At 70.5% G+C, this 234-nt stretch carries 1 protein-coding gene; it reads right to left on the bottom strand.

Going from position 1 to position 234, the window contains the following annotated elements; genetic code table 11:
- Positions 1-234 (bottom strand): Mu transposase domain-containing protein (locus I8N67_RS42130; RefSeq protein ID WP_443729062.1); only part of this gene is annotated, 234 nt, incomplete at both ends.

The raw sequence follows: 234 nt of genomic DNA, 5'->3' as shown, positions 1-234 counted from the left end.
AGTGGACGGCCAGCAGCGTGATGCCCTGCACGTCGGGCACGGTGGAGTGCAGTGCGACGGTGGCGGCCGACGCCCTGACCTCGACCAGCTGTCGGTGGCGGACCTTGACGGCGGGCACCGAGTACAAGTTGGCGTCGAAAGCGACCAGGCAGTCCTTGGCCACGTGCCGCAGAAACCGGTCGGCGACGATATAGGGACGGGCGGGCACCGGCCGCAGCGCGGCGTGATCCCGCC

The sequence above is a fragment of the Streptomyces adelaidensis genome (assembly GCF_016598475.1).
Classification (GTDB): Bacteria; Actinomycetota; Actinomycetes; order Streptomycetales; family Streptomycetaceae; genus Streptomyces; species Streptomyces adelaidensis.
This window is presented reverse-complemented; position numbering and strand designations above follow the sequence as displayed.